Origin of the sequence: Halanaeroarchaeum sp. HSR-CO (assembly GCF_024972755.1) — an archaeon.
Taxonomy (GTDB): domain Archaea; phylum Halobacteriota; class Halobacteria; order Halobacteriales; family Halobacteriaceae; genus Halanaeroarchaeum.
This window is the reverse complement of record NZ_CP087724.1, coordinates 298,259-320,886: the sequence shown is the minus strand read 5'-3', so window position 1 is coordinate 320,886 and position 22,628 is coordinate 298,259. Positions and strand designations below refer to the sequence as shown.

General features: G+C 66.3%; 22 protein-coding genes. 7 read left to right on the top strand and 15 right to left on the bottom strand.

From position 1 onward, the window contains the following. Positions 1–58: 58 nt before the first annotated feature. A complete protein-coding gene (gene argS, locus HSRCO_RS01770) occupies positions 59–1,819 on the top strand; it encodes an arginine--tRNA ligase (RefSeq protein ID WP_259518679.1) in 1,761 nt (586 codons plus the stop codon). A gap of 16 nt (positions 1,820–1,835) precedes the next feature. On the opposite strand, the gene HSRCO_RS01765 is transcribed toward argS, so the two are convergent. Together HSRCO_RS01765 and HSRCO_RS01760 are read right to left on the bottom strand one after the other, a co-directional pair. Next, complete coding sequence (locus HSRCO_RS01765) at positions 1,836–3,116, bottom strand: P-loop NTPase (protein ID WP_259518678.1); 1,281 nt, start codon at positions 3,114–3,116, stop codon at positions 1,836–1,838. Between the two features lie 76 nt (positions 3,117–3,192). After that, positions 3,193–4,347 carry an acyl-CoA dehydrogenase family protein gene (locus HSRCO_RS01760; RefSeq protein WP_259518677.1) on the bottom strand — a complete coding sequence of 385 codons (1,155 nt, stop codon included), beginning with the start codon at positions 4,345–4,347 and terminating at the stop codon, positions 3,193–3,195. 121 nt (positions 4,348–4,468) lie between these two features. Between HSRCO_RS01760 and prf1 the strand changes: the two genes are divergently transcribed. Continuing rightward, complete coding sequence (gene prf1 / locus HSRCO_RS01755) at positions 4,469–5,716, top strand: peptide chain release factor aRF-1 (RefSeq protein ID WP_259518676.1); 1,248 nt, start codon at positions 4,469–4,471, stop codon at positions 5,714–5,716. A gap of 178 nt (positions 5,717–5,894) precedes the next feature. On the opposite strand, the gene HSRCO_RS01750 is transcribed toward prf1, so the two are convergent. From HSRCO_RS01750 to ahaH, 10 genes are read right to left on the bottom strand one after another with little or no spacing between them, the layout of a single operon-like run. Beyond that, complete coding sequence (locus HSRCO_RS01750; RefSeq protein WP_259518675.1) at positions 5,895–6,287, bottom strand: DUF6276 family protein; 393 nt, start codon at positions 6,285–6,287, stop codon at positions 5,895–5,897. Positions 6,288–6,317: 30 nt separating this feature from the next. Next, a complete protein-coding gene (locus tag HSRCO_RS01745; protein ID WP_259518674.1) occupies positions 6,318–7,004 on the bottom strand; it encodes a V-type ATP synthase subunit D in 687 nt (228 codons plus the stop codon). A 10-nt stretch (positions 7,005–7,014) separates the two neighbouring features. Next, on the bottom strand, positions 7,015–8,436 hold the full coding sequence (locus tag HSRCO_RS01740; protein ID WP_259518673.1) for an ATP synthase subunit B: 1,422 nt from the start codon (positions 8,434–8,436) through the stop codon (positions 7,015–7,017). Next, positions 8,433–10,184, bottom strand: a complete 1,752-nt coding sequence (locus tag HSRCO_RS01735; protein ID WP_259518671.1) for an ATP synthase subunit A — start codon at positions 10,182–10,184, stop codon at positions 8,433–8,435. Before HSRCO_RS01735 ends, HSRCO_RS01740 begins: the two co-directional genes overlap by 4 nt. Further along, on the bottom strand, positions 10,181–10,519 hold the full coding sequence (locus HSRCO_RS01730) for a V-type ATP synthase subunit F (RefSeq protein ID WP_259518670.1): 339 nt from the start codon (positions 10,517–10,519) through the stop codon (positions 10,181–10,183). Before HSRCO_RS01730 ends, HSRCO_RS01735 begins: the two co-directional genes overlap by 4 nt. Next, positions 10,516–11,565, bottom strand: coding sequence for a V-type ATP synthase subunit C (locus HSRCO_RS01725; RefSeq protein ID WP_259518669.1), 1,050 nt, complete (start codon positions 11,563–11,565; stop codon positions 10,516–10,518). Before HSRCO_RS01725 ends, HSRCO_RS01730 begins: the two co-directional genes overlap by 4 nt. After that, entirely contained in the window at positions 11,562–12,146 is a 585-nt protein-coding gene (locus tag HSRCO_RS01720) for a V-type ATP synthase subunit E (protein WP_259518668.1), read from the bottom strand. The genes HSRCO_RS01725 and HSRCO_RS01720 overlap by 4 nt, the downstream gene beginning before the upstream one ends. A gap of 18 nt (positions 12,147–12,164) precedes the next feature. Continuing rightward, positions 12,165–12,413, bottom strand: a complete 249-nt coding sequence (locus HSRCO_RS01715) for a hypothetical protein (protein WP_259518667.1) — start codon at positions 12,411–12,413, stop codon at positions 12,165–12,167. A 6-nt stretch (positions 12,414–12,419) separates the two neighbouring features. Further along, positions 12,420–14,576: a V-type ATP synthase subunit I gene (locus HSRCO_RS01710; protein WP_259518666.1), complete on the bottom strand. Its 2,157-nt coding sequence runs from the start codon at positions 14,574–14,576 to the stop codon at positions 12,420–12,422. Continuing rightward, positions 14,563–14,895, bottom strand: coding sequence for an ATP synthase archaeal subunit H (gene ahaH, locus HSRCO_RS01705; RefSeq protein WP_259518665.1), 333 nt, complete (start codon positions 14,893–14,895; stop codon positions 14,563–14,565). The genes HSRCO_RS01710 and ahaH overlap by 14 nt, the downstream gene beginning before the upstream one ends. A gap of 102 nt (positions 14,896–14,997) precedes the next feature. On the opposite strand from ahaH, the gene HSRCO_RS01700 reads away from it, so the two are divergent. Continuing rightward, positions 14,998–15,618 carry a methyltransferase domain-containing protein gene (locus tag HSRCO_RS01700; RefSeq protein ID WP_259518664.1) on the top strand — a complete coding sequence of 207 codons (621 nt, stop codon included), beginning with the start codon at positions 14,998–15,000 and terminating at the stop codon, positions 15,616–15,618. On the opposite strand, the gene HSRCO_RS01695 is transcribed toward HSRCO_RS01700, so the two are convergent. Together HSRCO_RS01695 and HSRCO_RS01690 are read right to left on the bottom strand one after the other, a co-directional pair. Next, positions 15,580–16,089, bottom strand: a complete 510-nt coding sequence (locus tag HSRCO_RS01695) for a type IV pilin (protein ID WP_259518663.1) — start codon at positions 16,087–16,089, stop codon at positions 15,580–15,582. The genes HSRCO_RS01700 and HSRCO_RS01695 overlap by 39 nt on opposite strands. 27 nt (positions 16,090–16,116) lie before the next feature. After that, positions 16,117–17,337, bottom strand: coding sequence for a hypothetical protein (locus HSRCO_RS01690; RefSeq protein ID WP_259518661.1), 1,221 nt, complete (start codon positions 17,335–17,337; stop codon positions 16,117–16,119). Between the two features lie 118 nt (positions 17,338–17,455). Between HSRCO_RS01690 and HSRCO_RS01685 the strand changes: the two genes are divergently transcribed. The 4 genes from HSRCO_RS01685 (at position 17,456) to HSRCO_RS01670 (ending at position 21,348) form a co-directional block, all read left to right on the top strand. Beyond that, complete coding sequence (locus HSRCO_RS01685) at positions 17,456–18,529, top strand: hypothetical protein (RefSeq protein WP_259518660.1); 1,074 nt, start codon at positions 17,456–17,458, stop codon at positions 18,527–18,529. Between the two features lie 105 nt (positions 18,530–18,634). Then, the gene (locus HSRCO_RS01680; RefSeq protein ID WP_259519813.1) at positions 18,635–19,429 is read left to right on the top strand and encodes an electron transfer flavoprotein subunit beta/FixA family protein; all 795 of its coding nucleotides are present in this window, start codon (positions 18,635–18,637) and stop codon (positions 19,427–19,429) included. Then, on the top strand, positions 19,426–20,376 hold the full coding sequence (locus HSRCO_RS01675) for an electron transfer flavoprotein subunit alpha/FixB family protein (protein WP_259518659.1): 951 nt from the start codon (positions 19,426–19,428) through the stop codon (positions 20,374–20,376). The genes HSRCO_RS01680 and HSRCO_RS01675 overlap by 4 nt, the downstream gene beginning before the upstream one ends. A 78-nt stretch (positions 20,377–20,454) precedes the next feature. Then, positions 20,455–21,348 carry a polyprenyl synthetase family protein gene (locus tag HSRCO_RS01670; RefSeq protein WP_259518658.1) on the top strand — a complete coding sequence of 298 codons (894 nt, stop codon included), beginning with the start codon at positions 20,455–20,457 and terminating at the stop codon, positions 21,346–21,348. On the opposite strand, the gene HSRCO_RS01665 is transcribed toward HSRCO_RS01670, so the two are convergent. Then, the gene (locus HSRCO_RS01665) at positions 21,349–22,422 is read right to left on the bottom strand and encodes a DUF373 family protein (RefSeq protein WP_259518657.1); all 1,074 of its coding nucleotides are present in this window, start codon (positions 22,420–22,422) and stop codon (positions 21,349–21,351) included. Between the last annotated feature and the right edge of the window lie 206 nt (positions 22,423–22,628).

The following is a 22,628-nucleotide window of genomic DNA, read 5'->3' as shown; positions in this document are numbered from 1 at the left end:
GCACCCCCGAGAGCCCCCATTCAGAACGCCTTTAGGCCGCGCCATCGACCGAACGAGTATGCTGCTATCCTTCCGCCAGGAGGTCGAGACGGTGCTCGCCGCCGCGCTCGAGTCCCTCGATCTCCCGACCGACGACCTGGGTATCGAGGAGCCGCCCGAGGACGTCCCGGCGGTCCTCGCATCCAGTGCCGCGTTCCGGCTCGCGTCGGTCGTCGGGGCGCCGCCCCCGGAGATCGCCGCCGACGTCGCCGCCGCGATCGACGCCTCGGCAACCGACTACGTCGGAGACGTCTCCGTGCAGGGACCGTACGTCAACTTCCAGCCGAACCGTGCGTATCTGGCCGATACCCTCGAGACAGCCCAGGCCGACGACTACGGGGCGCTCCCCTCGAAGGACACTTCGGTCGTGGTCGAACACACGAGTGCGAACCCGACCGGCCCGGTCCACGTCGGTCGGGCCCGCAACCCGATCCTGGGCGATGCCGTGGCCCGCGTGATGGACTACGCCGGCTACGACGTCGACGTCCACTATTACGTGAACGACGCGGGCCGCCAGATGGCCGTCTTCACCTGGGCCTACGAGACGTTCGACGAAGCGGACCTCGATGAACCGCCGGAACGTGACCGCATCGAGTACGACCTGGTGCGCTACTACCGGACGGGCAACGAGTTCCTGGAAACCGCCGACGATGACGCCGTCGAGGCCGCCGAAGCCGAGATACAGGCCATCATGCAGGGCCTGGAATCGGGTGACGAGGCGACCTTCGAGCGGGTCAGCGAGGTCGTCGACCAGGTCCTCGAGGGGATGACCGACTGTCTCTCGCGGCTTCCCGCCGAGTTCGACGAGTTCGTCAAGGAGACCCGGTTCATCCGCGACGGGAGCACCGACCGGATCGCCGAACGCCTGATCGACACCGACCTGGCCTACGAGGACGAGGGTGCCTGGCACCTCGACCTCTCGGATCGGGGCTTCGAGAAGGACCTCGTCTTCCTCCGCTCGGACGGGACCAGCCTCTACACGACCCGCGACCTGGCTCACCACGAGTGGAAGTTCGAGGAGTACGACAGGGCCGTGACGGTCCTGGGCGAGGACCACAAGCTCCAGGCCGCACAGCTCCAGGCCGCCCTCGATATCCTCGGCAACGACACCGGCCGCCTCCGCGACGTCATCTACTCCTACGTCAACCTCCCCGAGGGGAAGATGAGCACCCGGGCGGGGACCGGCGTGGACCTCGACGACCTCCTCGACGAGGCCATCGAACGGGCCCGCGAGGCGGTCGAGAGTCGCCTCGATACCCGCATCCGCGACGACGAACTCACGGACGCGGACGTCGACCGCATCGCCCACCAGGTGGGTATCGGCGCCGTCCGCTACGACATCGTCTCCAAACAGCCGACCAAACCGATCACCTTCGACTGGGACGACGCCCTCGACTTCGAGGGGCAGAGCGCACCCTACGTCCAGTACGCCCACGCTCGCTCCTGTGGGATCCTCGCGGAGGCCGGATCGGCGGTCGACGGGACCGCCATCGACACGGGCGTCCTGACCCACGACGCCGAGGAGGACCTCCTGCGGACGCTCGCCCGGTTCCCCTGGGTCGTCGAGGAGAGCGCCGACGAACTCGAACCACACTCGGTCGCGACCTACACCCGTGACCTGGCGGACGCGTTCAACGGCTTCTACCGGCAGTGCCCGGTCCTCGCCGAGGACGTGGCCGAAGAACGCCGTAACGCCCGGTTGGCGCTGGTCGTCGCCGCGCGCAATGCGATGGCCAACGCCCTGGACATCCTGGGCGTGGCTGCACCGGACTCGATGTAGGAACAGCCGTCCCCACTCAGCCGAACCGGCCGCCGGTCAGTTTCGAGAGTAGCGAGCGTGACTCCGCTGCCGTTTCGTCTCCATCCGTGGCCGCCGGGCCGGCCCCCTCTTCGTCCACGGTCTCGACGAGCGCGTCGGCCTCGGCGGTCTCCGGGTCCGACTCCGCAGTCTCGATGGCGTCCGCGATTCCCGGTCCACCGGATTCCCCGTCGTCGGTCTCCACAGTCTGGTCCGGTTCGACGCCGGTCGCCGTCGTGGCTTCTGCGTTCGATTCGTCGCCCGCTGCCTGATCCGCCGCCGTCTCCTCCTCGGTCTCACCCGTCGGGCCGGTCGCCGCCTCGATGATGTCCTCGTCGGTCGGGTCGATCACGTCGTCGACGGCCGACTCATCCGGTTCCGCCGCGGGGCGATCGCCGGTTTCGGTCTCGCCCGCCGGGGGAGTCGCATCGGCCCCCGTGGCTGGAGCGTCGGACTCGCCCTCGGTACCACCAGTATCCGCGACGATGATGTCCCCGTCGTCCCCATCCGCGTCGTCGGACGCCGAGTCCGGACCGACTTCCTCGTCGTCCATCCAGTCCCTCGGGAGCGGTTCCTCGAGGATGCCATACGCGATCTCGCGGAACGACTGGGCCGCCGGACTGGTGTGATCCGCGACGGTCAGCGGGATGCCCGTCTCGGCGCTCTCGGCGACCGCACTGTCCTCGGGGACCGATCCCAGGACGGAGACTCCCAGCCGGGACGCGATGGCCGAGGGCGACTCGCCGGTCGATCCTCCCATCCGATTGACGACGACGCCCGTCACCGTCCCACCGATGCGGTCGACGATATCGCCGGTCATCTCGGCGTTGTGCAGGGCGGCGTCGTCGGGAGTCGTGACGAGGATCACGCCGTCCGCGAGGCCCAGCGGGAGGGCCGCGTCGTAGCTCAGTCCGGCGCCCGTGTCCAGCACGACGACGTCGTACCGCTCGCGGAGGTCGTCGACGACCGCCCGCAGACCGGCGGGGTCGGCTCGGCCGAAGGCTTCGACGCCACGACTCCCGAGGACGGCGTCGAACTCGCCCGGCGCGGCCTGGAGTGTCTCCTCGATGGCGGCGTCACCGGACAGGGCGTCGTGGAGGGTCGGGGACGCCGTCTCGACGTCCAGCATGTCCCCCATGTTCGCCATCCCGAGGTCGACGTCCACGACGACGACGGTCCGTCCCGCTTCCGCGAAGGCGGCACCCAGGTTGACGGCAGTGGTGGTCTTGCCCACTCCACCCTTGCCGCTCGCCACTGCGTACACACGCGAAGTAGCCATTGATACCGGTTCTACGACGGTTGGGACATAAAGGATTGTGCAGGCCCGACCCCGAAACGTCCCCGTTCGATGACAGTTAGAATCCTTTGCCGAGGAGTTCGCGGGCGACGATGTTCTTCTGGATCTCGGAGGTCCCCTCGTAGATCTGGGTGATCTTGGCGTCGCGGTAGAACCGCTCGACCGGGAAGTCGTTGACGTAGCCCGAGCCACCGTGGATCTGAACGGCCTCGTTGGCGACCTCGACCGCGATTCGCGATGCGTACTCCTTGGCCATCGAGGCCAGCATCGTCAGGTCGTCGCGGTCCTCGTCGACGGCCCACGCCGACTTGTAGGTCAGCTGGCGAGCGGCCTCGGTCTTGGAGTACATGTCCGCGAGCTTGTGCTGGATGGCCTGGAACTCGCTGATGGACCGGCCGAACTGTTCGCGTTCCTGTGCGTACTCGAGGGCTGCCTCCGAAGCCCCCTTGGCGATCCCGACGGCCTGGGCGGCCACCATCGTTCGGGTCTCGTCGAAGAACTGCATGAGCTGGAGAAAGCCCATCCCGCGGGACCCGATGAGGTTCTCCTCTGGAATGCGGACGTCGTCGAGGATGATCTCCGCCGTGTCGCTGCCGCGGACGCCCAGCTTCCCCGTAATCTTGTCGGCCTTGAAGCCGTCCCGGTCGGACTCGACGACGAACTGGGAGAACCCGGAGTAGCGGTCCTCGACGTCCGGGTCGGTCTCCGCGATGACGACGAAGAAGTCGCCGACCGACCCGTTGGTGATCCACATCTTGTTCCCGTTGAGGACCCACTCGTCGCCGTCCTTCTCGGCGCTGGTGGACACGGAGGAGACGTCGGAGCCGGTGTCGGGCTCCGAGATAGCCGACCCCATGATGGCGTCGCCCTCGGCGACCGGGGGCAGAAAGCGCTCTTTCTGGTCCTCGGTTCCAAATCCCATGATGGCATCGGCCCCGAACGAGGCCGCGACGATCGATAGCGCGATGCCGGGGTCGACGGCGAACAGCTCCTCGCTGATGATGGCGACGTCGAGGGCGGAATAGCCCGCTCCCCCGTACTCCATCGGGATGTTCGCGCCGGTCAGGCCCATCTCGGCGGCTTTCTCGACGACGTCGTAGGGATATTTCTCCTCGACGTCGAACTCGGTGGCGACCGGTTCGATCTCGTTTTCGGCGAACCGACGCACTTCGTCGCGAATCGCAACCTGCTCCTCGGAGAGTTCGAAGTCCATACTACCCCGTTCTCGGCTATCCGGCTTCAAATCATTGGAACTGCTGACAACTACCACACGGTTCAACCGGGCACCCCGAGTGTCAAAGCATACTTACCCGCCGACCGGCTAGAATCGTCCAATGAGCGGCACGCAGGCGGAGGAGTCCGAAGACCGACGGAAATACGAGTTTCGGAAGGTCATCGAGGACCTCCAGGAGCGCCGGGGCAGCGGCACCCAGCTCGTCACCATCTACGTCCCCCCGGACAAGCAGATTTCGGACGTCGTCGCCCACGTCACCCAGGAGCACAGCGAGGCGGCCAACATCAAGTCCAAGGACACCCGGACGAACGTCCAGGACGCCCTCTCGTCTATCAAGGCCCGACTGAAGTACTACGACACCCCGCCGGAGAACGGCATGGTGCTGTTCTCGGGCGCGATCGACGCCGGCGGCGGGCAGACGGACATGGTCACCGAGGTGCTGGAGAACCCGCCCCAGGAGATCCAGTCGTTTCGGTACCACTGCGATTCGGAGTTCCTGACCGAGCCACTCGAGGGGATGCTCACGGACAAGGGCCTCTACGGCCTCATCGTCCTCGACAGACGCGAGGCGAACGTCGGCTGGCTCAAAGGCAAGCGCGTCGACCCGGTGAAATCGGCCACCTCGCTGGTCCCCGGCAAGCAGCGGAAAGGTGGCCAGTCAGCCCAGCGGTTCGCCCGCCTCCGGCTGGAGGCCATCGACAACTTCTACCAGGAGGTCGCGGAGATGGCCAACGAACTGTTCGTCGCCGAACGCCACGAACTCGACGGCATCCTGGTCGGCGGTCCCTCGCCGACGAAAGACGAGTTCCTCGACGGCGACTACCTCCACCACGAGCTCCAGGACAAGGTCCTCGGGAAGTTCGACGTGGCCTACACCGACGAATCCGGGCTTTACGACCTCGTCGACGCCGGCAGCGCCGCCCTCGCGGACGCGGAGCTCATGCAAGACAAAGACGACATGGAGACCTTCTTCAAGGAGCTCCACGGCGGCGACCTCGCCACCTACGGGTTCGAGCCGACCCGTCGCAACCTGGTGATGGGCTCGGTGGAGACGTTGCTCATCAGCGAGGACCTCCGCCAGGACGTCGTCACCTACGAGTGCCCCAACGGCCACGAGGAACGCGAACTCGTGGATTCGAGACACTCGACACCCGAGTACGAATGCGAGGAGTGCGGCGAATCCGCGGCGGAGGCCGACCGCGAGGACGCCATCGAGCACCTCATGAACATCGCCGACGACCGGGGAACCGAGACCCACTTCATCTCGACGGACTTCGAGAAGGGCGAGCAGTTGCTCACCGCCTTCGGCGGCGTCGCCGGCATCCTCCGATACTCGACAGGCGTCTAAGGCGTCGAGCGGTCAGCCTGCTACGTGGATTGGCGAACAGCCGACACGGGTTTGCTCACCAGCAATTCTCCCCGAAGCTGGCGAATCCGCGGGCCGGTGTGTCGGACTCCCGCCTCGGCCTGACCCGCGCATGGCAGCGAGCGATACCATCGGGTGGGCCGGTCCGAGTACAAGAAGTCTAGGCCAGTAGCTGCTCGAGCTGTGCCCGCCGTCGGTCGATGTCGAAGTGCGGGTCGATGGCGTCGTCGCGGGCCAGTCGGTCCAGAACCAGCATGACGTCGACGCCGAGGGACTCAGCGTGGCGAGCCACCGCGTCTATCTCCGCCCGGTAGAGGGCGAGCGAATCCACGAGCGCCAGGAGCGTGGCCATGGTCGCACCGGCCTCCCCGGTGGGGAAGGCCTCGTGGACGGCCGACCAGTCGGGCGCCTCGCTGGGCGGGTCGTCGAGTGGCGTGACGGTGAGACAGTGTGTACAGAGCGCGCCAGCCGGACGGGCTTCCGGCATCGCGTCCTGGACGGCCTCGGGGATGGCGAACGCGACGGTCGTGGCGTCACAGTTCGGACAACGCATACCGGGTCGACGGGAGGGATCGAGAAAAGCTTACTCGCTCGCGGCGGCCTCGGCGTCCTGGGCTGCCTTCTCCTCGCGTTCTTCTTTCTCCTCGCGTTCCTTCTTGGCCTTGACCTTCTTCATCCGGAAGATCTCTTCGCGCTCCTGTTCTTCGAGTTTCTGCTGGATGTACTCCTGGTTCTCGTAGAGGTCCGGAAGGAGTTTGAACTCCAGGGCGTTGACGCGCCGCTTGGTCGTCTCGATCTCCGAGAGCATCTTCTTCATCGCCGTCTCCACCTCGGCGGCGAGCACGATGGACTCGAGGAGGTCCTCGTAGGCTTCGGCCGCCTCGTCGATGTGGGCGCTCGTTCCGAGGACGCCGTAGCCGCGCTGATCGAGGGTCTTCTTGACTTTGCTCGACTCGATCTGGGGCACGACGACGCCCATTATGTTCTTCGACTCGACCGTGATCTCCGGGTGCTCTTTGAGCGCGGCGGCGGCACCGCGGACCGCGACGTCGCCCTCGATGGCCCGGGCGGAGTCGATGGCCTGCTGGGCGCGGTCGTAGTCGGCCTCCATCTCCTCGCGGACGTCCTGGGCCTGGTCGAGAATGTCCATGAACTCCATGATGAGGCCGTCACGCTTCTGTTCGAGCGTGTCGTGGCCTCGCTCGGAGAGCTGGATGCGATCCTCGATCTCCATCAGGTTCTTTCGCGTCGGCTTGACGTCTTCTGCCATGGTGGAGTGTCTAGGCCTCGGCTTCGGCCGCCTCGGAGTCCTCCTCGGCGTCTTCGACGTAGTACGATTCGATGAGCTCCTCGTCGATCCGGTTGAGCTCCGACTTGGGGAGATCGGAGAGCAGTTCCCAGCCGATGTCGAGGGTCTCCTCGATGGTTCGGGCCGTCTCGAAGCTCTGCTGGACGAACTCGTTCTCGAAGCGATCCGCGAAGTCGAGGTACTTGTTGTCACGCTCCGAGAGGGCCTCGCGACCGACGATGTTCACGAGGTCGCGCAGGTCCTCACCCTCCGCGTACGCCGCGTAGAGCTGGTCGGAGACGTCGCCGTGGTCCTCGCGGGTGAGGCCCTCACCGATCCCCTCGTCCATCAGGCGAGAGAGCGACGGCAGGACGTTGATCGGGGGTTCGATCCCCTGGGAGTTGAGACTCCGGTCGACGTAGATCTGTCCCTCCGTGATGTAGCCGGTCAGGTCCGGAATCGGATGGGTGTCGTCGTCGCCGGGCATCGTCAGGATGGGAATCTGGGTGATGGAGCCCTCGACGCCCTCGATGCGACCCGCCCGCTCGTAGAGCTGGGCCAGGTCGGTGTACATGTACCCGGGGTAGCCACGACGGCCCGGGACCTCCTCGCGAGCCGCACCGATCTCGCGCAGCGCCTCGCAGTAGTTGGTCATGTCCGTCATGATGACGAGGACGTGATAGCCCTTGTCGAAGGCCAGGTACTCCGCGGTGGTGAGCGCGAGTCGCGGCGTGATGGTCCGCTCGACGGCCGGGTCGTCGGCCAGGTTGAGGAAGACGACCGAGCGCTCGAGCGCCCCGGTCCGTTCGAAGTCCTCCATGAACTCGTTTGCCTCCTCGGCCGTGATCCCCATCGCGGCGAAGACGACGGCGAACTCGGAACCCTCCTCGCCGTCTGTCTCCTCTTCGGGCACGGTCGCCTGGCGTGCGATCTGGAGGGCCAGATCGTTGTGTGGCAACCCGGACGCGGAAAAGAGCGGGAGCTTCTGGCCACGAACGAGCGTGTTCATGCCGTCGATACCGCTCACGCCGGTCTGGATGAACTCGGCGGGGAACTCGCGAGCCGTCGGGTTGATCGCGGCGCCGACGATCTCGCGGCGGTCCTCGGGGACGATGTCCGGCCCGCCGTCGATCGGCTGGCCGGAGCCGTCGAGCGAGCGACCGAGGAGGTCCTCGGTGACGGGCATCTTGAGGGTCTCGCCCAGGAAGCGCACGGACGCGTCCCGGCCGATCCCCTCGGTCCCCTCGAAGACCTGGATGGCGACGACGTCGCCGGCAGTCTCGAGGACCTGACCACGCTTGACCGTCCCGTCGGGCGTCTCGATCTCGACGATCTCGTCGTAGCCGATGGGCTCGTCGGTCTCGACGTGCACCAGCGGACCGCTGATCTCGGTGATTGTCTGGTACTCTTTCATTCGTAGGCCTCCCGGAGTTGGTCGGTGATTTCCTGCTCGACCTCGTCGATGAACGCTTCGTAGTCCTCGGTCGTGCCGATGCGGTTCAGCCGCGGCGCGGCCTCGATGGACGTGATCTCCTCGATGGGGACGCCGGCGTCGAGCGCCTCGAACGCCTCGTCGTGGTAGGTCTCGATGGCACCCAGGATCTCGTAGGTCTTCGCCGGTTCGCAGTAGGTGTCGACGTCGTGGAGGGCGTTCTGCTGGAGGAACGCCTCGCGGATGTAGCGGGCGATTTCGAGCGTGAGCTGCTGGTCCTCCGGCAATGCGTCTTTGCCGACCAGCTGGACGATCTCCTGCAGTTCGGTCTCCTCGTCGAGGACGTCGACCGCCCACTGGCGTGTTTCGGGCCAGTCGTCGGCGACGTTGTCCTCCCACCACGGATCCAGCTGGTCCTTGTACAGCGAGTAGGACTCGTTCCAGTTGATGGCCGGGAAGTGTCGCCGTTCGGCGAGGTCCGCGTCCAGCGCCCAGAACGTCTTCACGATACGCAACGTATTCTGCGTGACCGGTTCGGAGAAGTCACCGCCGGGCGGCGAGACCGCGCCGACGACGGAGACCGACCCCTCGGACCCGTTCAGGTTCTCGAACAGGCCGGCACGCTCGTAGAACTCCGAGAGTCGCGCGGAGAGGTAGGCCGGATAGCCCTCTTCGCCCGGCATCTCCTCGAGCCGCGAGGAGATCTCGCGCATGGCCTCGGCCCACCGCGAGGTGGAGTCGGCCATCAGCGCCACGTTGTAGCCCATGTCGCGGTAGTACTCAGCGAGCGTGATCCCCGTGTAGATGGAGGATTCGCGGGCCGCGACCGGCATGTTGGACGTGTTCGCGATGAGCGACGTCCGGGACATGAGCGGATGGCCCGTCTTCGGGTCCTCGAGTTCGGGGAAGTCCTCGATGACCTCCGTCATCTCGTTTCCCCGCTCGCCACAGCCGATGTAGACGACGATGTCCGCGTCGGACCACTTCGCGAGTTGCTGCTGGGTGACGGTCTTCCCGGAGCCGAAGGGGCCCGGGATGGCCGCCGTCCCGCCCTTCGCGATGGGGAACAGCCCGTCCTGGACGCGCTGGCCCGTCACGAGGGGTTCGCGGGGAGTGCGCTTGTCCGCGGCCGGTCGTGCCTGGCGGACCGGCCACTCCTGGTGCATGGTGACCGTCTCGCCGGAGTCGAGTTCGACGATGGGGTCGGTGACGCCGTGGGTCCCCGACTCGACGGCGGTGACTTCGCCGCCCTCGTAGTCCGGGGGCACCATGACCCGGTGTTCGATGCTCACCGTCTCCTGGACGGTCCCGACGACGTCGCCAGGGGCGACCTCGTCGCCCGCCTCGACGGACGGTTCGAACTCCCAGGTCGCGTCCATGTCGATACCGGGGGCGTCGACCCCACGGTCGATGAACGCGCCCATCTGCTCTTCGAGGACCTCCAGTGGGCGCTGGACGCCGTCGTAGATGGAGTCCAGGATGCCCGGACCGAGGTCGACCGTCAGCGGTTCGCCGGTGTTTTCGACTGGTTCGCCCGGTCGGACCCCGGAGGTCTCCTCGTACACCTGGATGGTGGTGATGTCCCCTTCGATTTCGATGACCTCGCCCATCAGCCCTTCGTCACCGACGTACACGACGTCGTTCATCTGGGCGTCGAGGTCCGTGGCGGTCACGACGGGACCGCTCACGCTTTCGATCCGTCCGCGTGTTGCTCGTTGTGTCTGACTCATTCGCTGTCTCCTTCCTCCGCCATCAGGTCGATACCGATGGCACGTTTGATCTGTTCGCGGAGTCCGCTGCCGCCGGCCGCGCCGCTGCCGAGCGTGACGAAGACGGGTTCGACGCTGGTGTCGACCGCGTTCCTCGTGTCTCGGGAGAGGTACTCGAGGTCGTCGTCGTGCATGACGACGATCCCGATCCCCTCGTCCGCGAGGACGCGTTCGACGGCGGCGTCGAGGTCCTCGTCTTTGTCCGCTACTGCGACGTTCTCGAAGCGACGGACGCCGGCGAGCCGGAACCCGGTCGTGAACTCGGGACTTCCGATAACCGCTATCTCCTGACTCATAGGGTGACCAGCTCCGCTTCGATCTGTTCTCGCTCGAGACCGGCCTCGAGACCGCGGGCGATGGCGCGGATGTTGTTCACCTCGCGCTCCTTCGCTACCACGTACGCGAGGACCGGACACACCGAGAGGGGATAGACGTGAGAGAGGTAGTCCGCATAGGACACGATGGCCCCGTCGAGTGCGTGTTCGAAGTCGATCAGGCTCTCGGCGGACTCGAGGTCGTCGATGGCCTCGGAGAGGTCCTCACCGTACCGGCTCTCACGGATCCGGGCGAGCAGTTCGTCCCGATTTCCGGCGAGCGACCGGATCTCCCCGGCATCGAAGAGCGATCCGCCCTCGATGAAGTACTCCGCCGGATCGATGTCCGCGCCGGAGCGCTCGATGCGCAAGGCGTTGCGCATGTTGCGGAAGTCGATCTCCGCCTCGAGGAACTGTTCGTAGAGCTCTATCGCGCGGCCCCCGTGCAGCGTCTCGCCGGCCAGTCGTTCGTAGTACGCCCGGTCGATGGCGTTCTCGAGTGGGACGAGCAGTTCGGTCTCCTCGTACTCGGCGTACGCGTCCTCGATACCGTGCCCAATGGTGGTGTCCGCGAGGAGGTCGGTGACCGCCTCGATGGAGTCGGCGGCGACGAGGGAGTCGAGAAACGTTTCGTCGAACTCACCGGCGTCGATGAGGTCGGCCCTGATCTCCTCCTCGGTGGCCTCACTGTAGATACCACGGAGCACGGTCTTCGCGTTCCAGGCGTCGAACTTGCGGAGGTACCTGGCGACGAGGTCGTACAGCCGACCGTTCGACCACCGGAGCAGGTCGTCGAAGTGCTTCGCGATGTTCGCGTTGAGGGCGTACTCGATGAGGTCGACGCCGTCGTAGCGAGCACCGAGGTCGGTGATCTCCGCGCCGTACTCGGTGTCCTCCATGAATCGGGCGATGCCGCCGGGCCCCATCCGGAGGAGTTTGCGGTACTCCTCCTCGCCGAAGAGCGCCGACCGGCGGTGTCGCACCCTCGCGACCACGTACGCGTAGTTGGCCGTGCCGATAGCCCTCATTTTTCCTCGAAGATTCGTGCGCTGACCGCCTTGAGGTTGTCCTCCCAGACGTCCTCTAGCAGCGAATCGAAGGTGTTGTTCACGCGCACACGCGACTGATCGCTCTCGACCACGACGCCGCCGAGGCAGTCGATATCGCCGGCGAGTTCGAAGCGATCGTAGTCCTCGAGGACGGTCTCGAGCAGGTCGGTGTCTGCCGCTCGCGTGTACACCTCGAGCGTCGCGTCCTCGTCGAACTCTTCGTCGGCGGCGTCGAGCAGGACGCGGACGAGTTGTTCGCGGTCCTCGTCAGGGAGCGTCTCGATGCGATTTTCGAGTTCCTCGCGGACCGACGAGAGCACCTCGCGGCGGGCCTCGAGCCGTTCCTGTTTGGCCTCGAGGTTCGCGCTCGCGATACGCTGGTCGCGCTTGCGCTCGATCTCCCGTTCGACCTCGCGTTCTGCCGCTTCGCGGATCTCCGCGGCCTCCGCCTCGGCGTCGGCGACGATGGCCTCGGCGCGCTCCTCGGCGTCCGCTTCTATCTCCTCGACGCGTGCACGGGCTTCCTCTCGAATGTCCTCAACTACCGTATCCAGACTCATTGTGATAGAAAGAGGGTATCAGACCAGGAAGATGGTCACCAGCGCGAGAATGACGAGCGTTTCCGGCAGAACCGTGAAGATCAGCCCGGTCCCGAAGAGGGACTCGTCCTCCGCGATGGCCCCCATCGAGGCCGCGCCGATGCTGCTCTCCGCGATACCGGCACCGAGGGCGGCGAGGCCGACCGCGAGTGCGGCGGCGGCCGACGGGGGGATGGCTGCTGCTTCTGCCTGTGCGATCAATCCGAGGTTCGTGAGTGTACCAATCATGCGTTATCAGTCCTCTGTCGTGTAGTTTCGCTGGTGTCCGAACGGGTGGTATTTCGCCCCACCGCCATCATAAAACTTCCCAAAGAACTCCACGTATTCCAGGCGTACAGCCTGTAAACCGGCGCTCGTGATGCCCAGGCCGAGCACGATGATGTGCCCGACGACCAGGACGACGACGCCGCCCAGGATGCCGATGGCACCCATGTGGATGAGTCCGGGAAACATGATCGCCGCTTCGCCGAATTCGGCGATGGCGTGGTGGGGGGTCTCGTTGATGAGGAAGTGGAACTCCCCATCGTGTGTGTATGCGCCGAAGAAGAGCAGGTTGACGACGAGCGCCATTCCCGCCTTCGCCAGCAGTACGGCCGCGATACGCGTGTACGATAGGATGTTGACGAGTACGTTCAGGCTCTCGAGGGCGCCGACGATGCCCTCACCGAGCAACAGGAGGCCGAGGCCGATGGCCGCGACCGCCAGTCCCAGGACGCCGACGCTCTCGGGCAGCCCCGCGAATCCGAGCGCGTAGGCGACGTTCTCGGCCGGAATCTCGGCCGTCGGCTGGTTGAAGACCTCGTAGATGAACGCCGGCTTGCCCGCCATGCCGTGGCGGCTGAAGATCCAGGCCCACACGCCGAGCATCAACAGCGCCCACGAGCCGGACTCGTAGACGGCATCCGTCAGGCCGTGTTTCATGTCCTTCAGGAAGGACAGGACGTACCCGCCGGTGACGTGGGCCAGCCCGGCGGCCAGCGTGAGCAGGAGCCAGGCGCGAGCGTAGGCGATGTAGTGGGGCTGGAAGCCCTTGTGCATCGGTGCGCTGCCGCCCCAGAGCACGTCGGCGACGAAGTGCAAGCCGAAGAACTCGCCGTAGAGGACGCCGAACAGGACGGTGAAAACGCCGGACCAGATGGCGACGCCGCCGAGGCTCCGCACCGCTTCGCTGTCGGTGCGTGAGGCGATGGCGTACCCGAGTGTCACGTAGATGAGTCCGTACCCGATGTCCCCGATCATGAACCCGAAGAACAGGGGGAACGTGAACAGGACGAGCAGGGTGGGATCGTACTCGGAGTATCGTGGGCGGTTGATCGCCTCGACGATGACCTCGAAGGGTTTGGCCAGACCCGGGTTGTCCTGGATGACCGGCGGTTCGTCGTCCGCCTCGAACACCACGCCACCGTCCGCGGCCGCCTCCGTCTCCTCGGCAGGAGCGTGGTGGCCGTTGTCGTACTCGCGGTACTCGGCGACCTCGAGTTCTTCCAGTTCGATCTTCTCGTCGGCGGCCGCCTCGACCGCCGATTCGAGTTCTTCGTATCGGTCGGTCGGAATCCACCCCTCCGCGACGAAGGCGTGGTCCGTGGTCGCGAACTGGAGTGGAATCTCCGTCTGCTGGACCTCGATGCTCAGTTTCTCCTCCGCCGCGAGCAGAAATCCGGCGTACTCCAGGCGGAGTTCGTCGAGTTCGTTCTCCACGCGGTCGAGCCGGGATTCGAGCTGTTCCCGGCGGTGTTCGAGTTCCGATACGTACGACGCCGGATCGCCGGTGGCGTCCGGGACCTCCAGTCGTTCGAACTCGACGCCGACGATGGCGTCGTCCAGGACGCCCGATGCCCCCGACGCCGGGTACACGAACGCGGCGACGATGCCGTTCGACGATTCCAGGCCGTAGGCATCGCAGTCGTCGTGATCGGCGAGAGCGGCCGAGAGTTCCTCGGCGTCACCCTCGCCGACCGCGACCTCCAGCGTCTCGTAGCCGCCGAGCAACTCCAGGTCGAGACCCAGGTGGACGAAGGGTTCCGCCGTCTCGATGGCGTCCTCGACCGAGCGGAGTTCGTCACGGATCTCCGCCCGGCGGTCGTCGAATTCGTTCACCGCTTCGCGGACCGTTGGCAGTTCCTCGTCGATGTCCGCCGCCGTGACGATTCGTGTCGGGCCCGCGTCCTCCTCGGTGACCCCGAGGGTATTTTTCAGCGAACGGACCGTAACCAGTCGGTCGGCCGCGTCTTCGGCACCGGACAGCGGCGTCCCGGTGTCGAATCCCTCGATCGTGCCGTCGTAGTCCGAGAAGTGGACCAGCCGGAGTTCGTGGATCGCTTCGATGACGTCCCGTATCACGGTGCGGGACCCCGCCATCGAGACCTTGCTCATTTGCTCAGGTCTGAGCATGCACCGCCTCCTCGAACTGGCTGAGCGCGAACGCGACCGCGTCGTCGATGCGCTCCGCTGCGTCCTCGACGATGGCTTCCCGCTCCTCGTTGCCGGCCTCGAGGATCCGTTCTCGCTCAGCCTCGATATCTTCGAGCGCGGACTCCAGGCGCTCTTCTTTCAATGCTTCGGCGTCCTCCCGGGCCGCTTCGATGATGTCGTCGGCCCGCTCTCGGGCCTCGGCGATGCGCTCGTCGCGGGCGCTCTCCGCCTCGGCCACCATCTCGTCGGCCTCGGATTCCGCATCCCGTATTGCTTGTAGAACCTCTGCACTCGGCATACGCGTTTCCCGGTCGCACCTTGCAGGACGGCGTATATGGGAGTTGCGAAACCCCACGGCGGAACGCAACCCCTATGTGGCCGTTCTCCCACCGTTTCTACAATGGGCATCCTCGAAGACAAGGCCCGGGCACGCCGGTTCTACAAGTACCTCTCGAAGGTATACGACCGGGTCAACCCCTACATCTGGAACGAGGAGATGCGCTCGCGGGCGCTCGATATGCTCGACATCGACCACGACGACCGCGTCCTCGACGTGGGCTGTGGCACCGGCTTCGGGACCGCGGGACTGCTGGAGTACGCAGACCAGGTCACGGGACTCGACCAGAGCATCCACCAGCTCGAGAAGGCCCGCGCCAAATTCGACGGGGACTCGGTCAGGTTCACCCGCGGCGACGCCGAGCGCCTACCGTTCGCGGACGACTCCTTCGACGTGCTCTGGTCCTCGGGATCGATCGAATACTGGCCGAACCCGGTTCGGGCCCTCCAGGAGTTCCGCCGGGTCGTCGAGCCAGGTGGGCAGATCCTCGTCGTCGGGCCGAACTACCCGCCCTGGCCCGTCATCCAGCAGTTCATGGACGCGATCATGCTCTTCTACGACGAGGAAGAGGCCCAGCGGATGTTCGAGCAGGCGGGCCTCGAGGACATCCGCCACCGGGCGATGGGGCCCGCGCACTTCGGGGACCTAGCCCTCGTCACCGTCGCCCGGTCGCCGGTCGACTGAGGTCTCCGCGCTCGCCAGGACCCGGTCGTCCCGGAGCACCTGCACTTCTACCGTGGACCCCACCGTTACCGCGGGCGCGTTCGTTCCGGCGACCGTGAAACTCGCCGTGTCGCCGACCCGCAACCGCGGATCGCTCGCCGAATTGAACGCACCGGTCGGCCCTGGCTCGAAGCCGCTCGTCGAGAAGAAGGGGACCGGGGGCTGTGTCGCCAGCGGTCGGCCGTCGACCGAGACGTGAAGCGTCGTCGATTCGACGTCTATCGGCGGCCCGCCCCGATGAGAGACGGTTATCCTACCGGTGTCGTCGGCCGTCGCCGATATCGCGACGGACTGCGGCGGCGAGGCCGTGTCCAACGGTGTCGAACCCACGACCGACGTCCCAACGGCCGCGAGCAGTATCGTCAGGAGAACGAGCGTGATCGTGCCGATGGCCGGTGAGACGCCGCGGTCGGTGGCCGGTGATGCGGTCATGGCGACGGGTTGTCCGGTCTCGGTATTTTAACGCTGGGTGAGCGTCCCGTCGACGGGTTCCAGGTCGTTACTGGCGGGATCGACCAGCACCTCGACGCTTTCGTCCTCGGTCGTCACCGTGACGGTGTACTCCGTGGCGGGACTGAGCGCCCAGACGATGCTGTCCCGATCGGAACTCTCGCCAACCGCGGTCCCGTTGACAGAGACGTCCGCGGCGACGGGTGCGCCGGTCGCGTTCGTCACGTTCACGCGGACTGGACCGCCCGGATACGTGTCCGAGACCCCGACGACGAGGTCCCCGGTCTCGATCCACTGCGAGTCCGCAGCCTGGGTGTCGGCGAGATTCTTCGTCTGTTCTTCCCTGAATGTCTCACCGGTCGAGGCGTCCAGCGAGGAGTGGATCGTCCCGTGGTCGTGGGTGTACTCGACGACGTAGACATCCGACCCGAGCGCCCCCATGCTGATCCGCTGTTTGTTCTCCGAGGCCCACGGGTACAGTTCGGCGAAGCGCCCTTCCGCCTCGTCGAAGGTCAGCCGGCCGATGTCGTCGTCACGGTTGTCGGTCCGGACCGTCTCGCGCACGTACTCGTTCCCGGCGAGGGTCGCGAGCGTCACGCCGTTGGCGGAGACCCCCACGAAGGTCCGTTTCGACGGCCCATCGCCCTGGATCGCCGCCGCGAGTTCGGCCCGTACCGGTCCTTGCAGTGTCGATAGTTCGGCTCGGATCTGGGCGCGACGTTCGTCGCCGACCGACAGTTGATCGAGGTCCTCGATCGTCTGGACGGTCGCCTCGAGCGACGACGCACGAGCGTGAATCCGGCCCAGCGTCACGAGATACGACTCTGCGCTCATCTCGCCCGCCATGAACGCGTCTCGCGCGGTCCGTTCGTCCGCCACGAGGGCCCGTGTGCGACGGTCGACCTCGTCTGTCGCGTTCCGGATGGCCGCGCGCGCTTCCTCGTCCGATGCCGCCCGTGTCACGGCCTCGGTCACGCGTTGCTGTTCGAACGACTCGACGAGCCCACTCGACTGGGCGTCGACCGCCCGGGTGACGACGAGATCCGCGCGGTCGAACGCCGCGGTGTCGATCGACTCGAGGACCAGCACGTCAGTCGTGTTCGCCGAGATGCCGTCGACGGTACCGGCCGCACGCTGGTCAGACGTCCCGGGCGGGGAGACGCCGACCACGGCGCCGGCACTCGCCAGTACAACAAGGGCGGCCAGGAGGGCGGGGACCGCTCTGTTCATGCGAGTCTCTTTCGCGGCGATTGATAAAAGGAATGCGGAGGCCCGGTATCCCCTCGTGGAGATGGGAGAACCGTTACAATAGAAACTACTTTCACCCAGCGGCGGTGACCACCTACAAATGCGCCGGGTAGCCCTCCTCCTGGTGGTCCTGAGCGTTCTCGTGTCCCCGATGGCCGGGACCGCTCAGGCCCAGTCCCCGCCCCCCGCCCCCGATACCCAGTTCCACATCACGGTCCAGGAAGACGGTGATGCACGCTGGGACGTCACGGTCAGGATCCCCCTCGAGAACGAGACCGACGAGCGCGCGTTCGAGACGCTCCGGGCCGAGTTCGAATCGGGAACGGCCGACGACACCCTCTCGGTGGACCCCTTCCGCGAAGCCGCCGCCCGCGTCTCCGAGCGGACGGGACAGTCGATGACGATCACCCGTATCGACCGTACCACCAACGTCGGGACCGTAAACGGCACGCCAGTCGGTCATCTCACCCTCTCGTTCACCTGGACCAACTTCGCCGAAATCGGCGAGGACGAGGTGCAGGTGGGAGCGGCCTTCGCAGGCGGCTGGTTCGGCGACCTGGGTCCCAACCAGACCCTCAGCATCGAACCGCCAGCGGGGTACAAGGTCCACACGGTCGAACCGCTCCAGGCAATCACGAACGGAACACTCCAGTGGGACGGCCCCCAGGCGTTCGGACCGGGCCAACCAGTCGTGACGTTCGAACCGATACCGCCCGGCCCCCTGCCGGTCTCGCTCCCGGTCGCCGCCTCGATGGCACTGATCGCCGGCGTGGTCGTCGGGGGTCTCGTCCTCCTGGGCTGGCGACGGGGCTGGGTGCAGACCGTCGCGGGTGATGGCTCTTCGGCCGAAACCGACGACGCCCCGACGGAACCCGGACCGGCTGCCGGAACGGGACAGGAAACAGGACCTGAAAAAACACCGGTAGGGACACCACCGACAACCGACGAAGGCGACGAAGCGGCGGACCTGGAACTTCTCAGCGACGAGGAGCGGGTCGAACGATTGCTCGAGAAGCACGGCGGCCGGATGAAACAGGCACGCATCGTCGAGGAGACCCGGTGGTCGAACGCGAAGGTCTCCCAGTTACTGTCATCGATGGCCGAGGAAGGCCGCGTCGAGAAACTTCGACTCGGTCGGGAGAACCTCATCTCCCTGCCCGACGAAGACATCTGAGGCAGTGTCGCCTGGTCGAACGCTCGCTCTCGGTACCGACAACCCCCAGCACGCGGTGGGCGGTTTCACAAACGTTTACGTCCTGCCGTCACAACCCAATCGATGATGAAGATCCTCGTCACCGTCAAAGAGATCGCCGAAGTCGCCGACGACTTCCAGATCGCCGACAACGAAATCGAGGAGACCTACCTCGAGTACGACCTCAACGAGTGGGACGACTACGCCGTCGAAGAGGGCGTCCAACTCGTCGAGGAGGGGCTCGCCGACGAGGTCGTCGCCGCGACCATCGGCCCCGAGCGCGCAGAAGAAACGATCCGCATGGCCCTCGCGAAGGGTGCCGACCGCGCCGTCCGCGTCTGGGACGACGCACTCGAGGCCCAGGACCTCCTCGACGTCGAGACAAAGGCCGATATCTTCGCCGCAATCGTCGAGGAAGAACAACCGGACATCGTCCTGACGGGCGTCCAGGCCAACGACGATAGCTTCGGCGCGACCGGCGTCGCCCTCGCCGAACGCATCGACTACGAGTGGGCCGCCGTCGTCAACAACCTCGATCTCGACCTCGACGAGGGCGTCGCCCACGTCCGCCGCGAACTCGAGGGCGGGCTCGAGGAACTCACCGACGTCGACGTTCCGGCCGTATTCACCATCCAGACGGGTATCAACGAGCCCCGCTACGCCAGTCTGCGTGGGATTCGCCAGGCCCAGTCCAAGGAGATCGCCCCGAAGACCCTCGCCGATCTGGGCCTCGAGGAGTCGGACGCCGACTCCGTCCTCCAGGTCGCCGAGATGTTCGAACCCGAAGCGGAGGGCGAAGCCGAATTCCTCGAAGGTGACGCCGGCGACCAGGCTGGCCAACTTGCTGACGTCCTCGCGGACGTGGGGGTGCTCGGCGAATGAGCGACGTACTCGTCGTCGCCGAACACCGCCGGGGCGAACTGCGCGAGGTCAGCTACGAACTCCTCACGGCCGGGCGACGCCTCGCCGACGCCGCCGAGGGTGACCTCCACGTCGCCGTCATCAGCGGTGACGTCGAGGAGTACGCCGAGGACCTCTCCCGCGAGGGCGTCGACGCCATCCACACCGTCGCGGATGGCGAGGAGTTCAACCACGACCGCTACGTGGCAGCCCTCGTGGCGCTGGCGGGCGACCTCGACCCCGAGTTCGTCATCACACCGAACAGCGTCAACGGCCTCGACTACGCCCCGGCGCTCGCCGGCCGCCTCGGCCGCCCGCTCGTGACCGACGCCGTCGCCGTCGACGTCGACGGTGAAGGACTCGTCGTCAACCGCGAGATGTACGGCTCCAAGGTCGAGACCGTCATCGAGGTGGCCGAGGGGCCCTTCGTCGTGACCGTCCGCGGCGGCGAGTTCCCGCCCGCCGAGGCGGTGGCCGAACCCGAAATCACCGCCCACGACCTCGACATCGGCGACCTCGGCTCCACTGTCACCGGCTACGAGGAAGTCGGTGCCGGCGACGTCGACATCTCCGAGGCGGACTTCCTGGTCTCCGTCGGCCGCGGCATCGAGGAAGAAGAGAACCTCTCGCTCATCGAGGACCTCGCGGAGGTTACGGGCGCGACCATCTCCTCCTCGCGCCCCATCGTCGACAACGGCTGGCTGCCCAAGAACCGCCAGGTCGGTCAGTCCGGCAAGACCGTCACGCCCACGGTCTACCTCGCCATCGGCATCTCCGGTGCCGTCCAGCACGTCGCCGGCATGAAAGGCGCAGAAACGATCATCGCGGTCAACAAGGACCCCAACGCGCCAATCTTCGACATCGCCGATTACGGTATCGTCGGCGACCTCTTCGACGTCGTCCCCGAACTCATCGACGAGCTGAACTGACCGCCTGGACGCAGTCAGCGTTCGCACGGGCGCACGGCTTCGTTATGTATTTCCGCGGCAGTCACCTACCGGTCTACGATGGAGTACGTGGAGGCTCGTCGCGACGCTGTCGAAGGGCGTCTCCGGGATGTGGTGGCGGCGGTGGACCCGCCACGACTCCGGGAGGAGCTCGAGCACGTCGTCCTCGCCGGCGGCAAGCGCGTCCGCCCGACGTTGACGATTCTCTCCTGCGAGGCCGCCGGCGGTGACGTCTGGGCCACGGATGCGGGTCCCGAGAACCCCCTGCAGGTCGGTCCAGATGGCGACCTGGCGCTTGACTTTGCAGTCGGTATCGAGCTCGTCCACAACGCGTCGCTCGTCGTGGACGATATCATCGACCGATCGACACTCCGACGCGGGACGAAGAGCGCGTGGTCCCAGTACGGCCACGGCCCCGCCATCGTGGCCAGCGATGGGCTGCTCGGCGAGGCCTTTCACCTGTTCTCCGCCGATCCACGTGCGCTCGAATCGGTCTCGAAGGCCCTGGTCGAACTCGGCGAGGGCGAGGCGACCGAACTGGTCGACCAGCCGACGACCGAAGGGGAGTACATGGAGCTGGCGCGCAGAAAGACGGGTGCCCTGTTCAGGGCCGCCGCCGAACTCGGCGCCATCGCCGCCGACGCGAACGGCCCCACCATCGATGCCTTCGGCGAGTACGCCGAACGGGTCGGTATCGCCTTCCAGATCAGAGACGACGTCCTCGACACGACGAGCGACGCCGAATCGCTCGGCAAGCCCGTCGGCCACGACGACCAGATGGAACGACCCTCAATCGTCAGGGTCACCGGACAGTCGCCCGAGACGCTGACAGAACAGGCTCGCGAGGAGTCACGACAGGCACTCGCCGCCCTCGACAGCATCGATCCGGCCGACGGACAGGCACAGGCCTACCTCGAAGACCTCGCCGTCTTCGTCGCCGAACGCGATAGCTGATCAGGCCGCTTCGGCCCGTCGGGATTCCACCACGGCGAACGCCAATGTGCTCAACACGCTCACTAGCGTCCCCACCGTGAGGACCGCCGCCAGTTCGGCGAGCGTGACGTACCCGAGGAAGAACGCCGAGACGGTGTGCAACACCGCGGCGATGGCCGCGACGTAGAACGGGGCGTTGAGGTATCGCCAGCGGAACCGCCCCGAGAGGTACTCGTCGGTGATCTGTCCGAGACTCGTGGTGAGCGCTGCCGCGGCGAACCAGCGCACGGAGCCGTAGAAGAGTGCCGAGACCACCTGGCCGGCGCCCGGTTCCCCGCTCGCCTGTAGCGCCTGGAGGTGAGCGAGCCCCTCCACGCCGCCGACGACGAGCAACGCCGCCGCCACGACGTAGGTGATGAGCGTGACCCGGCCGGTGTAGAGACTGTCACGGACGCGCGAGACGAAGTCGTCCACGCTGTCTTCGAGGCCGAGTCCACGGAAGAGCGCGTACAGCCCCACCATCGCGGACGAGATGCCGAGGACGGCACCCGGGAGACCCAGGAATTCGGCGAGCACCGCCAGCGGATAGATGAGGAGGAGGACGCCAAGCGGCACCAGGATCGTCCCCCGCGTCTCCGGATCGTTCATCACCTGCTTGAGGGTGTAGTACATCGACTCGAGGTCCTGGGCCTGCCTGACGACCACTCGACGGACCGAGTCGATGGGTGCTCGCGATCGGATGACCGGAACGACGCTCTCGTCCTGTGCGCCGTCGGTGACGACCACGATGCGCACCTGGTCGGTCGACTGGATGGTCGCCAGCACCTCGTCGACCTCCCGACCGACCTTCCGGTTGGCTGCGACGTCCCCCCGGTCGGTGCCGGTGACCGCTGCCACCTCGACCCGCTCCTCGCCGCCGAGCGTGTCGTGCAGTCGGACGCCCTCGAAGAGGACGTTCACGTCGCTGTCCTCGGGGTCGGCCTCGGCGAGCGAGACCGCGGCGTGTTCGACCTCGTTCCGCCCGATGACTGGCGTCGGGACGCCGGTCTTGCGACCGAGGTCGTCGTCTAAGTCCACACAGAGGACCAACAGCATCGACTCGGAGTTGTGCGGTGACCGCTAAATGTGTTCGGGCGATGGGCCGTGCCTGCAGTGGGTCTCGGGCTCGCGGCTTCGCTACACTCCCCGCCCGCATGTTCGAGGGGGCTCCCATCGGTCGCGGCTCGCGGCTTCGCCGCTCACACTTCCGAGGCCTCCCTTCGATCGGCCGCGCGGCTCGCGGCTTCGCCGCTCACACTTCC

Excerpts from the sequence above, each read along its gene's own strand:
- argS (WP_259518679.1), top strand. The coding sequence starts at position 59 with ATGCTGCTATCCTTCCGCCAGGAGGTCGAGACGGTGCTCGCCGCCGCG.
- HSRCO_RS01765 (WP_259518678.1), bottom strand. The coding sequence starts at position 3,116 with ATGGCTACTTCGCGTGTGTACGCAGTGGCGAGCGGCAAGGGTGGAGTG.
- HSRCO_RS01760 (WP_259518677.1), bottom strand. The coding sequence starts at position 4,347 with ATGGACTTCGAACTCTCCGAGGAGCAGGTTGCGATTCGCGACGAAGTG.
- prf1 (WP_259518676.1), top strand. The coding sequence starts at position 4,469 with ATGAGCGGCACGCAGGCGGAGGAGTCCGAAGACCGACGGAAATACGAG.
- HSRCO_RS01750 (WP_259518675.1), bottom strand. The coding sequence starts at position 6,287 with ATGCGTTGTCCGAACTGTGACGCCACGACCGTCGCGTTCGCCATCCCC.
- HSRCO_RS01745 (WP_259518674.1), bottom strand. The coding sequence starts at position 7,004 with ATGGCAGAAGACGTCAAGCCGACGCGAAAGAACCTGATGGAGATCGAG.
- HSRCO_RS01740 (WP_259518673.1), bottom strand. The coding sequence starts at position 8,436 with ATGAAAGAGTACCAGACAATCACCGAGATCAGCGGTCCGCTGGTGCAC.
- HSRCO_RS01735 (WP_259518671.1), bottom strand. The coding sequence starts at position 10,184 with ATGAGTCAGACACAACGAGCAACACGCGGACGGATCGAAAGCGTGAGC.
- HSRCO_RS01730 (WP_259518670.1), bottom strand. The coding sequence starts at position 10,519 with ATGAGTCAGGAGATAGCGGTTATCGGAAGTCCCGAGTTCACGACCGGG.
- HSRCO_RS01725 (WP_259518669.1), bottom strand. The coding sequence starts at position 11,565 with ATGAGGGCTATCGGCACGGCCAACTACGCGTACGTGGTCGCGAGGGTG.
- HSRCO_RS01720 (WP_259518668.1), bottom strand. The coding sequence starts at position 12,146 with ATGAGTCTGGATACGGTAGTTGAGGACATTCGAGAGGAAGCCCGTGCA.
- HSRCO_RS01715 (WP_259518667.1), bottom strand. The coding sequence starts at position 12,413 with ATGATTGGTACACTCACGAACCTCGGATTGATCGCACAGGCAGAAGCA.
- HSRCO_RS01710 (WP_259518666.1), bottom strand. The coding sequence starts at position 14,576 with ATGCTCAGACCTGAGCAAATGAGCAAGGTCTCGATGGCGGGGTCCCGC.
- ahaH (WP_259518665.1), bottom strand. The coding sequence starts at position 14,895 with ATGCCGAGTGCAGAGGTTCTACAAGCAATACGGGATGCGGAATCCGAG.
- HSRCO_RS01700 (WP_259518664.1), top strand. The coding sequence starts at position 14,998 with ATGGGCATCCTCGAAGACAAGGCCCGGGCACGCCGGTTCTACAAGTAC.
- HSRCO_RS01695 (WP_259518663.1), bottom strand. The coding sequence starts at position 16,089 with ATGACCGCATCACCGGCCACCGACCGCGGCGTCTCACCGGCCATCGGC.
- HSRCO_RS01690 (WP_259518661.1), bottom strand. The coding sequence starts at position 17,337 with ATGAACAGAGCGGTCCCCGCCCTCCTGGCCGCCCTTGTTGTACTGGCG.
- HSRCO_RS01685 (WP_259518660.1), top strand. The coding sequence starts at position 17,456 with ATGCGCCGGGTAGCCCTCCTCCTGGTGGTCCTGAGCGTTCTCGTGTCC.
- HSRCO_RS01680 (WP_259519813.1), top strand. The coding sequence starts at position 18,635 with ATGAAGATCCTCGTCACCGTCAAAGAGATCGCCGAAGTCGCCGACGAC.
- HSRCO_RS01675 (WP_259518659.1), top strand. The coding sequence starts at position 19,426 with ATGAGCGACGTACTCGTCGTCGCCGAACACCGCCGGGGCGAACTGCGC.
- HSRCO_RS01670 (WP_259518658.1), top strand. The coding sequence starts at position 20,455 with ATGGAGTACGTGGAGGCTCGTCGCGACGCTGTCGAAGGGCGTCTCCGG.
- HSRCO_RS01665 (WP_259518657.1), bottom strand. The coding sequence starts at position 22,422 with ATGCTGTTGGTCCTCTGTGTGGACTTAGACGACGACCTCGGTCGCAAG.